General features: G+C 43.7%; 10 protein-coding genes. 9 read left to right on the forward strand and 1 reads right to left on the reverse strand.

Going from position 1 to position 11,225, the window contains the following annotated elements:
- Positions 1-292: 292 nt before the first annotated feature.
- Positions 293-1,108: a CPBP family glutamic-type intramembrane protease gene (locus tag AC3DOM_RS07280; protein ID WP_487918373.1), complete on the forward strand. Its 816-nt coding sequence runs from the start codon at positions 293-295 to the stop codon at positions 1,106-1,108.
- Between the two features lie 87 nt (positions 1,109-1,195).
- On the opposite strand, the gene AC3DOM_RS07285 is transcribed toward AC3DOM_RS07280, so the two are convergent.
- Positions 1,196-1,414, reverse strand: a complete 219-nt coding sequence (locus AC3DOM_RS07285; RefSeq protein ID WP_487918374.1) for an HU family DNA-binding protein — start codon at positions 1,412-1,414, stop codon at positions 1,196-1,198.
- A gap of 120 nt (positions 1,415-1,534) precedes the next feature.
- On the opposite strand from AC3DOM_RS07285, the gene AC3DOM_RS07290 reads away from it, so the two are divergent.
- The 8 genes from AC3DOM_RS07290 to AC3DOM_RS07325 all read left to right on the forward strand — a co-directional run.
- Entirely contained in the window at positions 1,535-1,678 is a 144-nt protein-coding gene (locus tag AC3DOM_RS07290; protein WP_487918375.1) for a hypothetical protein, read from the forward strand.
- Positions 1,679-1,947: 269 nt separating this feature from the next.
- The gene (locus AC3DOM_RS07295) at positions 1,948-3,132 is read left to right on the forward strand and encodes a tetratricopeptide repeat protein (RefSeq protein WP_487918376.1); all 1,185 of its coding nucleotides are present in this window, start codon (positions 1,948-1,950) and stop codon (positions 3,130-3,132) included.
- A gap of 37 nt (positions 3,133-3,169) precedes the next feature.
- On the forward strand, positions 3,170-5,284 hold the full coding sequence (locus tag AC3DOM_RS07300) for a histidine kinase (protein WP_487918377.1): 2,115 nt from the start codon (positions 3,170-3,172) through the stop codon (positions 5,282-5,284).
- Positions 5,281-5,937 (forward strand): response regulator, encoded by a 657-nt coding sequence (locus AC3DOM_RS07305; protein WP_487918378.1) that lies wholly within the window; start codon positions 5,281-5,283, stop codon positions 5,935-5,937. Before AC3DOM_RS07300 ends, AC3DOM_RS07305 begins: the two co-directional genes overlap by 4 nt.
- Before the next feature lie 700 nt (positions 5,938-6,637).
- Complete coding sequence (locus AC3DOM_RS07310) at positions 6,638-6,952, forward strand: MraZ C-terminal domain-containing protein (protein WP_487918379.1); 315 nt, start codon at positions 6,638-6,640, stop codon at positions 6,950-6,952.
- A 14-nt stretch (positions 6,953-6,966) separates the two neighbouring features.
- Entirely contained in the window at positions 6,967-8,226 is a 1,260-nt protein-coding gene (locus tag AC3DOM_RS07315) for a hypothetical protein (protein WP_487918380.1), read from the forward strand.
- The gene (locus tag AC3DOM_RS07320) at positions 8,219-10,363 is read left to right on the forward strand and encodes a tetratricopeptide repeat protein (RefSeq protein WP_487918381.1); all 2,145 of its coding nucleotides are present in this window, start codon (positions 8,219-8,221) and stop codon (positions 10,361-10,363) included. The genes AC3DOM_RS07315 and AC3DOM_RS07320 overlap by 8 nt, the downstream gene beginning before the upstream one ends.
- 281 nt (positions 10,364-10,644) lie before the next feature.
- The coding region (locus AC3DOM_RS07325) for a tetratricopeptide repeat protein (RefSeq protein WP_487918382.1) at positions 10,645-11,225 on the forward strand (581 nt) is incomplete at its 3' end.

Here is an 11,225-nt window from a genome sequence, read left to right on the forward strand (position 1 = left end):
TGCTATTTGGTGGAAACAGTGACTGTATTCATACATATCTCCTATCGATAAGAAAATCGTAACGCGATTTTACTATAATTCAATATCACCAAAAAGTAGTATTTAAAGCATTTTTAAGTAAGTTACCCCAGTGGACAATGTCCTAAAAGACAATAGATTTTGTCCATTTGGACGATGTGAATAACAGCATATATTTGTATACTCCATTCAAGCAAAAAATTCTTTTAGGCAGTTTGATGCCTGTTGCTTGATACCTTCAAACAATCATTTCAATTTAGTTAAGGAGATTATTATGTCCAATAACACAAAAACGCCCAAAAAATATTCAATCATTGTCTTCATGTTAATCGCATACGGTTTTTCCTGGTTAATCTGGATCCCTGAAGCCTTGATCGCGCAGAATATGTGGATTGCACCGGAAGGTGTAAAAAGTATTCTCGCTCTCAACCTGGGGGCATGGGGGCCGCTTGTTGCTGCGATTGTAACAACTTTTTTTTACCAGAGGGGTGCAGGAGTAAAAGATCTGCTCAAACGCGGCTTCATGGCCCGCCTTGGTAAATGGTGGTGGGTCGTTCTCCTGACCTTCCCGGTGTTGATCGGTGGTTCACTGGCATTGTCCGGCTTGCTTGGCAATTCACTCCCTGAGTTCGCCGTATTGGCAGAACCTGTTGCGTTGCCCGTTGCCCTGATTTATATTTTCTTCCTCGCTGGTCCTTTGCAGGAGGAATTCGGCTGGCGTGGATATGTTTTTGAGCATCTACAAAGTAAATATGATGCGCTGACGGCAGCGATCTTGGCAGGCTTGATGTGGGGTCTCTGGCATCTGCCCCTATTCTTTGTCCCGCGCGCAGAGGATTACTATAACCGTCCTTTTTGGGGACTTATGCTGACGACAACTCTGGTTGGCATTATTCTGGCATGGTTCTACGCAAACACAAAGGGAAGTATTTTTGCCGCAATGCTGGGGCATACAATGTTCAATTGGTCCAATTGGGTCCTTCCCGCCCTGAAATCAGATTCTGCAGCTCTAATTCTGTTTGGACTGTACTTCATCGTTGTCGGGTATATTATCTGGCAGTATGGAAGAAAAACCTTTACTAAGGCATAAGCCAGCTGATCCCCTCAGCCGGGTTGATCCAAACTGACGGGTTATCGTCACACAAAGAACCCTGGAGATCATTCCAGGGTTCTTTGATTAATTAAAGCGGATAATCCTCCCGCAGATAGCATAACCTCCCGCAGGTTTCAAACCAGCTTCGGTCTGCACATCCAGCTCAGAGAGCACGGCCAGTACCGAGCCCTTGCTCTGGTTGGTGGCGGCGACAATATTCTCGATGATCTCCTCTTTGGTCATCGGGTTCGCCAGCTCGATCTTTGGGCCATAGGCGGCCCAGGCTTGAATTTTGTTAGCCATTCTATTTTCTCCTGAATTGAGTAGGACTTTGATAAAGGAGGCGCGAAACCTCCCCCCTTGCAGGGGTGGGGCGGAGTCTGAACGGATGGCGGGTGTCAATGGATTGCGAAGGAATCTTGGATGCCCCCTGGCGATAATGCTGCTGCAAAGAAAATGGTGAGTACGAATGGAGGGGTATTTCGCGCCGCGTTGCCACCCCACATTATGGGCGGGGTGGTCGGGCACAGACATAACCTTTCATCGTCACCTCCTTTCGTCATCTAAATTGCCTGGCGCAGTACCGGTCTTTTTCCCCGGGTTATCTGCGCTTGTATTTACCCATCATACAAGATGCCAGGCTTCAAAGCGGGCTTCATTAAATCACTGGACTCACGCATTTTTATGATCTTTTTCCCAAAGCTCTGCCCTGGGGTATGGTAGACCAGCCCCAACGCAGTGCATGCTGGCGAGAAAAATAGTGGATTGCGTCCATCCTAAAGATTTCATATATCTGATAGAATTGCGATCATCAATATTGGATGGGCAGAAAAAATATGAGACAGGGAAAGCATTTTACAGAACAGGTAGACCAGCTGATTACTGAAATTGAATTTGCACTTCAGTGGGAGGGTCCTATTATCATGCTGGCGATCTATCGGTCAGCGCATGTGTTTGAAGATGCCGAAGCCAGCCTTTCAACTTATTTGGCAGCGTTGGACCAGGAACTGATCCCCATTCGTGTACGCAGCGATTCCGCCAATATCGCTGGATCGATTGCTGAAAGAAGAGGGGAGAACAGGATCTATTCCATAGCTGATCTCAGCCTTGGGGGAGGTTATAATGATGCGGATGCCTATCGGGCCTTGAACCTGCATCGTGAATATTTTATTGATGAAAATATTCGCTGTATCGTTTGGCTGACCGAGAAAGAAGCGAGACAACTCTCTTTAATTGCCCCGGATTTTTGGGCCTTTCGCCACCGCGTGGTTGATCTGATCGGAGAACGTGCCACTCCCAAACGCTCTACCTCATTCCAGGGCCTGACCTGGATCGAATGGCCCTGGCATATTTTTGAGAATGATTTTGATGCGGCCCTGGCTTACCGGGATGAAATGCTGCGGGAATTACCCGATCAGCCCGAAACGATCCAGATGAGGGTGAATTTATTTGGGGAAATAGCTGGCCTGTTTGTCCAGCAAGAGGACTGGGAAGGGGCATTGGATACCATCAAGCAGGGTATTACTGGTCTGCCTGAAAATACCTTCCCTGAACTTGAAGCGCCCTTATATATTGGCCTGGCAATCATTCTGATCCAACTGGAAGATTATGAACAGGCCTATGCCGCACTGGAAAAAGCAGACTCCCTGGGTTTGGACACCGAACATTTCCTGGTCCTTCTCGCGCAGGGTAAAAGGTTATTAGGTCGTCGTTCTGATGCCCTCGACGATATTAATAAAGCGATTCGCCGGGATCCCGGGCTTGCCTCCGCCTGGAATGAGTGTGGTAATATTTACGCAGATTTGGGAAGAATCACACAAGCACAGAAAGCTTATCAAAAGGCAATTGAACACTCATCCGATCAGGTGCAGCCCCTCCTTAATATGAGCGCCCTTCTGGCCTCGATAAATCGCCTGGATGAAGCCTTGAAATTGATCAAAACGGCTCAGATCGATCAGAAAATTGACCTGAGAAAATTTATGAACAAGAGGGGCTTTGAATTTTTAGAACAACTGAGATGAATATAAACCTGATCATTACCCAATATTGAGTGGTATTATGCCAAATTTCATGGACATGCTTTTTCTGATCGTATGGCTGGCGGGTTTTCTGATTGGGATTCGTTTTTTGAGACAAAAACTTATTGGAAGTCAGAACTTTTTATTTTTGACAGCTGTACTTTTGGTGAGTTACGCACTTGTTTTTTTTCACAAAACCCAGCTGATCAGCGATTCTAAAATAGTCCTTTTATCACTCTATCTGGGGAGTACCGCAGCTGCTTCAGCCCTGCTTTTTTTCGCATTGGAATACGTAAATAGACCAGTTTGGTTTGATCTTCCACGAAAGGTCTATTTTTTCCTGGAACCGGTTATTTCACTGGGAATCATATTAGGGTTAAACACAAGTGGGCAAATCTACCCCAAGCCAGCCGCTACTTTTTGGATTTGGGATTATATCCATGATTTTTATGTTGTTACAATACTATTCCTGACGATCATCATTGTTGTTTCAGGAATGTCAATGGGGATTGGTGCTTTGCGAAGAAAAACACTCTTCATATTGATCGCAACCTTCATTCCCATTTTACCTAAGGTCCTGGGTATTGAATTGTTTTTTGAACCGTATACCCTGCAAATGTATTCTTTTTCTGTCAGTGGCCTGGTAATTGGTTTTACCTTATTTCGAACAAAGACCGTTGACCCCATTCCCTTTTCACGTGATCTGGTTGTCGAGCAAATGCGTGAGGGATGGCTGCTTCTGGACGTTCAAAACCGGATTGTGGATACAAATCCCGTTGCCAGAGAAATGCTGGGAATTACCAGCAAGCATCTTTATGGATCAGATGCAAAAACTATTTTTTCCCCCTGGCCCAATATTATTAGAACCCTGGAAACGGGTCAGGAATTGGATGCAAAAGGGTCTTTCAATATAAAAGATAAGTTTTTATACCTTCATATCAGAATATTGCATCTAAAAGATTCAAATGATTCAATGATCGGTTCCCTGATTCTATTGCGTGACCACTCGGAACGCCGAAGGGTGGAAGGAGCCCGTCAGCAAGCCCGTGATGAGATGTTCAGTTTGATGCATTCGATAGCCGGGGCAGCAAGCCGCTCTGAAAATATAGATGACTTCATCACTGCGACAATGTATCAACTGGCATATTCTTTTAGCAGCCAGGTTACGGCGGTTTTCTTAAAAGACGAGGAACTTAAAGACGATAATCGCTTTTTGCTTGTTGCCCATCATGGGATTAATCCGGATTATATTGAAAGCCTGGCTTTTCTTGATCAAAAAAATGAACTTGTATCAGAATTATTAAAATCTCGAAAAACCCTTTTGATCAATGATGTTCAAAATGATGCCCGGGTACCAATATTTTTTGGTCACAAAATTGCAGGCAGCTTGCTTTGGGTTCCCATCATTGCTGAAAATGATTTTGTTGGCCTGATATTACTGGCCCGTGAATCCAGGGTCTATAGCGTTGATGAAATTGTTCGCCTCGAAACCGTGGCAGAGCAGATCGGTTCCTTTGTGAGGAGTGACCGCCGTCGGGATATAGCCAGCACCCTGGCAGAACGTCAGCGTGTGATCCGTGATCTGCATGATTCGGTTACCCAACGTTTATACGGTCTCGTCATGAAAACAGAGGCTGCCCGTTTAGAATTGGAATCCGGAAAGCAGTTTGACCCTGGAGAAATTGTCACAGATCTTGGTTTTAATGCCCGTCAGGCTTTGAAGGAAATGCGTTTGTTTTTGCATAATCTCCAACCGATTGATCTTGAGCGGGACGGGTTGGTTATTGTTTTGACACGCCGCCTGGAAGCAGTGGAGGGCCGGGCGGATGTGGAAAGAAATATTGATATTGACCCTACTATTCATTTATCTTCCGAAGAAGAGCTTGCCTTGTTTTTTATTGCCCAGGAAGCGTTGAATAATATTATCAAGCATTCCAGTGCCACTGCCATAAAGGTAAAGCTGAAAAAAGCCAGGGTGAATATCAGGCTTGAGATCAGTGATAATGGCAACGGTTTTGATACTAAAAATTCCAATCAATTTGGACTCGGAATTAAAAATATGCAAACACGCGCAAAAAAAATCGGGGCTGATCTGAAGGTGGCTTCAAATTCAGAAAATGGCACCAGGATAACCGTATTGCTGAGGATGAAATGAACACACAAATTAAAGTTCTTGTAGTAGAAGATCAGGCTGTTGTCAGGCAGGGATTAACCGCAATCCTTTCATTTTACGAGGATATCAAGGTTGTCGGTGAGGCTGAGAATGGGGTCGAAGCTGTAAAAATCGTCGAGGAGCTCAAGCCAGATGTGATTCTCCTGGATATGGTTATGCCCATACAAGGTGGGTTGGAAACCATTCCTAAAATTTTAAAAATTGCGCCAAAAACCCGCATCCTTGTGGTGACCGCATTTAGTGATACCGAGAAGATCGTGAAAGCGATTAATTTGGGAGCGGTGGGCTATTTGCTCAAGGACGCCACCTCAGAAGAATTAATTAATGCGATTCGAGAAGTTTATAAGGGTGAGGCATTTATCCCCTCATCAATGGCCTTGATGGCAATCCGGGGCATCGAAGATTACTCATCCTCAACAAACAAACCCTCGCCCCTGACAAATAAGGAAATGGAAACATTACAGTTTATTGCAAAAGGGTTGGCCAATCAGGAAATTGCTCAAAAATTGACCGTCACTGAGGGTACAGTTGCAAAAAACGTGAGTAAAATTCTTAGCAAATTACAATTGGAAAATCGTACCCAAATTGCCTTATACGCCGTACGCAAGGGGTTGGTGGAGGATGGCAAAGAATAAAACTAATCTAGCCACCTGACAGTTTGCTAAAAAGAAATGTTCGTTGGTTGCCTGCACTTGTGGTGCGGCAAAGGTGAGTAGCCGATGCTTTTTGGCATATCGCCCGTCCTGGCGCTCCGGGCCAGGGAAACCAACTAGCGAGTAAAAGTAACCAAATTCTGTGGTTTCGATACGCTCTTCGCCCCTTTACTACGCTCAGATCTACTCAACCACCCTAAAAAAGAATGTGGTAGGTAGCTAGAAATCAATCAGGTTGTTTTTATCAATCCCCCGGGATTTTCCCAGGGGATTTTTGTTTAAATCCTTTCCGTAGGTCGGGAAGGATATTTTTTACCCATAAATCTGACCTGTGAATGAGTAGTTTCCAGGATGTACTTTTATATACACCCATAGGGAAGGAAATTGGAGTAGCAGGGTGTGAAATATAGACAATCGCATGTACATTTTTATTCTGGTAGAAAGATGCTGTAAAAGTGTCTTCATATCTTCATATCCGAAAAAGCCTTCCTTGCCTAGAATATCGTCAACAAGAAATTGAAAACGGGTTGAGATGAAATCAGGAATGACAAAGACTATGTTTTATGGACAGTACACCAGTCAGATCGATACCAATAGATCCATCACTCTTCCGGGGTATTTTTTGAACGAACTCGCGGGCAATATTTATATGATTCAGGGCTTTGATCGAAACCTTATCATTATGTCTGAAAACTCTTTTACAAAACTCTACCAACGGGTGATCGGCCTGAATATGGCTGATCCATTAGTACGCTTATTGGCTCGTCTTCTTTTAGGCAATACGGTACTTACACAGCTAAAGGAGGCGGACAAAATGCAATTATCTGAACGCTTATCTGATTATGCCGAGCTTTCAGAAGAGAATCAGGCTGTGTTGGTTGGTCAGGGAGACCACGTTGAAATTTGGTCTCAACCCAATTGGGAGAAACAAAATCTTGACCTTCAGGATTCGGTCACAAATGCAAATCGTTTTGCTTCATTGGATTTAAGTTTCTAGAAAGAATGGATAACATGGATAAACTACATTACGAACGTGCAAAAGATTTTGACAGAGCTTGGCTTAACTTTGAATTGGATCTTCCTCTGCGACCTACATCTGATGGAAAAGATAATCCATTTTATGTGAGTCGATTTGGTAATCCTCTCGCAGAATTGAAGGATGCCTTGATGGCCCCATTTTACAAGCCACCTAAATTTTTCTTTTCAGGACATCGAGGCTGTGGGAAATCGACCGAACTGCTGCACCTGGTGAATGATGCGGATATTCAAAAAAAATATTGGCCGATAAATTTCACCATCCGCAATTATGCAGATATTATCGATCTGGATTTCCGTGATGTCTTACTCGCTATTGGGGGGCGCCTTTTTATTGAATATAAACAATCAGGTGGTGAATTGCCAGACCAGTTACTCAAAGAACTCGATAGCTGGAAAGGAAAAATTGAACAGGAAATTGGAACGATCCAAAATGGACGCCTGTCGAGTGAGATTGGTGCGGGGATAGACGCATTTTTTGCAAATGCCGGAGTGCGGATGAAACTGGAACCTGCGACACGAGTTGAGATCCGCCAGACATTTGAAAAAGACGTCACCGGCTTGATCGCAGTCATTAATGCGATTTCTTCTGCAATTTACGCCAAAGAGAAGCGCTTCCCCCTGGTCTTGATAGATGATTTGGATAAGCCAGAACTTGATAAGGCACGGGCTATATTCCATGATCGTCGCGAGATCATGACTCAACCAAACTGTGCAATTGTTTATACGGTCTCAAGTGCGCTATTTTATAGCAAGGAATTTGATGCCATTCGTGACCAGGCTGTCTTTCTGCCCAATATCAACATTCACACCAAAGCGGGCGAAGAAGTTATCTCTGATGCAGGGTACGGCACCCTCAGGAAATTTATAGATTTGCGGATGTCCCGGTCTTTAATTGATGGGGAGGCACTTGATCAGGCAATTAAGTATAGCGGTGGCGTTTTCAGGGAAATGGCACGTATCATGCGAACATCTATTGGACGTGCACGGCGTCGCAACGCACCATTGATAGAAATGGAAGATGTTGAATGGACTGCAACTGAAATACGGAATGAATATCGCCGAATATTGAACCGGGATGATATCAAACTTTTGAAAACGATCTATCAGACAAAAAAACTGGAATACGTTGATCGCTTACGCCCTCTATTGCAATTATTAGCTATTCTGGAATACCGTAATGGAGATAATTGGTGCGATATTCATCCAGTGCTAAGGAAATTGATCAATGAGTAAAGGGCATGCATCTCCAGCATCAGAAATAAGACCATTGGATAAACTCTCCAAAGAGCTTGGTCTTGCTGCACGCTGGAAAATGCCAGCCATATTCCTGGCTGTTTACGAAAACCCTCTCGATGGAGCGAAGGCTGTTGCCGATTTGGAAGCACGTCTGACTTGGCAAGGCCAATCCATCACTCATATCACGCCAGATGTTGACGGAAAGAATAATATGATTGACGAGATCACCCGCAATAATCACTGGGATCAGACGGTCTTCTTTATCATGCATTTGGGGCGTAGCACAGATGAAAATATCTATGCAATGCTTAATACTCATAGTGATTTTTTTATAAACAATCATATTCGCGTTGTTTACTGGCTTACAAAACCAGATCTGATCGCTTACGTTCAAGATTCTCCCGATTATTGGTTTTTTCAGCACAAACTCATAGAATTTTCTTCCACTTCCGGATGGGAACATGTTTTACCCCGGATTGCCACTCATTTCTCGAAAAATTCTTCCGGAATAGAAGAAAGCCAGGCTATCGTAGGGGAAGAACCCTCTCTAACCCAACTACTTTCAGCGGATATCCGTGATGACCTGGAAGGATTGATCAAACGATCCTATTTGCTGATTAAACTGGGCATATTCTATTTTCGTCAAAAAGATTACCCGAGGGCTTTACAGTTCTTGGCCAAAGCCCTTGAAGTTGCAGAGATCATAGAAGATGAGCAATTTCGATTGGCAAGTCAGACTGCATTTGCCCTGGTCCAGACAGAACTTGAAAATTATGATGACGCGGTCCTAATTCAAAAAAAAATCGCAGCAATCATTCCAGAAACCAGCGATATTTGGAATAATCTCGCGAGCCTTTATTCCACCTTGTTCATGCTTGATGAATCCATCACTGCCTATAAAACCGCTCTTTCAATTTCTCATGGAAATCCCATTAGCTGGCAAGGTCTTGGTGAAGTTTACCTCCACCACGGACAAATAAAAAGATCCATTGAAGCCTTTCAGAAAGCGGTTCGAGTAGCGCCTAATTTTGGATACGCCTGGAAAGGCTTAGGCAAAGCTTATTCAGCTGCAGGGGACAACCCCAAGGCCGTTGAATGCTACGAAAAATCTCTTGAAATTGATTTCCGTCAAGCCGATATTTGGTTTGAAATAGGCAGCATTACAGAAGACGATATGGCACAAAGCGCCCTCCAGCGTGCTCTGGGATTAGATCAAAATCAGGCGAATGCCTGGAATTTGCTTGGCAATATCTATTATCGCTCTGAAAAATTTAATAAAGCAATCAAATTCTATTACAAAGCTATCCAACTAAAAAAGGATTTTGGATGGCCTTACGCCAATATGGCCCTGATCTATACCCGACAAAAAAAATATAAAAATGCGATTTTGCTCTATATCAAAAGTATTGATATTTTTCCAGACGACCAGGAAAAAGCCAACATATTATGCAAGTTGGGTAATACCTACCGGGATTCGGGAAAATATGGCAATGCCGTGAGTGCATATCGAGAAGCTGGCAATCTTTCTAAAAACGGGAATTTGCTGGATAAAAATCTACTCATTCCCGGCCCATTTAGGGATTGGGGTTTAACACCTGCGGAAACCGACATAACTCCACAAGAAAGCAACCCCGACAGTAATCCTGTCGAGGTACCCGAACCATCTACGCCGGTTCAGATCGTTGCGGCCGCACAAATAAGAAAAGTCAATAAAAATGCTTTACTGCGTAAAGTTCTAAAGAAGAACAAGAAGGCTGGTAAAGTGGATTATTGGCTTGATCTGGGCACATTTTATGTGCGTAAGCGAATGTATGAATTAGCGGAAGATGCATTTCTGATCGCGATAGAACTGGACCCAAATAATGGCTGGCCTTATTACAACCTGGCGTTGGCAAATACGGTAAACGGTCTCTATCGAGATGCTGTTCCGCTTTACGAAAAAAGTATCCGTTTATTCGACCAGGGAAAAGACAAAGCTTTATCCTGGAATCAATTGGGAAATGTCTATCGTCGGCTAAATGAGCCTTCTTTGGCGGTAGCAGCTTTTGAGAATGCGCGCGTCCTTGATCCTCAAAAATCTCCAATTCTTTCTCGCGCCAGACTAAGCCTGATGAGTAATTGCTATGCTAAATAAAAAACCAAACATGAGAGTTGAATCGGATAAAACATCAGCAAGTTTCGAGTTTCTCGTTCAGATTGAGCAAGCCAGGAGAAACTTGCACTGGGAATACCCAGAAGGGAGATTATGAAAAAACGAAATTATTGTTTGAAAAGGGCATTCAATTATTTGTACGAAGCCCTGAATAAAGACCCTTCAACGCAGATGGAAAATCTGAAAAAACAATATCCGACAAAAAAATCAGGTCAATCTATTCAATCAACTACAAAGTCTAATTCTAGAGATAGGAGATAACAATGAGTGAGCACCAATTGTGGAACGAGTTAGGAAATATTTACATCAATTCAGGCGCTTATGATCAGGCCATCAAAGCTTATGATAAATCTATCGAAGTCGAGCCTGAATTTGGCTGGGCCTATAACAACCTGGCCTTTGCACATATGCGACAAGGCGAGCCTGAAAAATCGATCCCATATTATCAACGCAGCATTGAATTGCTCGATAATTTCAGCGATAAAGCAGTTGCCTGGCATCGATTGGGAACTTCATATCAGGTTATGGATGATACAAAGAATGCCATCCTTGCCTTCCAGCGCGCAGTAGATTTAGACATGGATAACAGCGTTTATCGTGATGATCTTGCTGTAGCAATGGCAGAATATGCCTATGAAGAGGAAGAGAAGATCGAGGCTGATGTTGCTGAAGTTGCAGAAGATATTGCAGAAGCAGTAGAAGATGTTGCTGAGGCCGTTGAAGAAGTAGCTGAAATGGTTGAAGCCGTGGAAGATATTGCTGAGGCCGTTGCAGAAGCAGCTGAAATGGTTGAAGCCGTGGAAGATATTGCTGAAGCCGTTGAAGAAGTAGCTGAAATGGTTGA

The organism is Candidatus Desulfolinea nitratireducens (assembly GCF_982879505.1).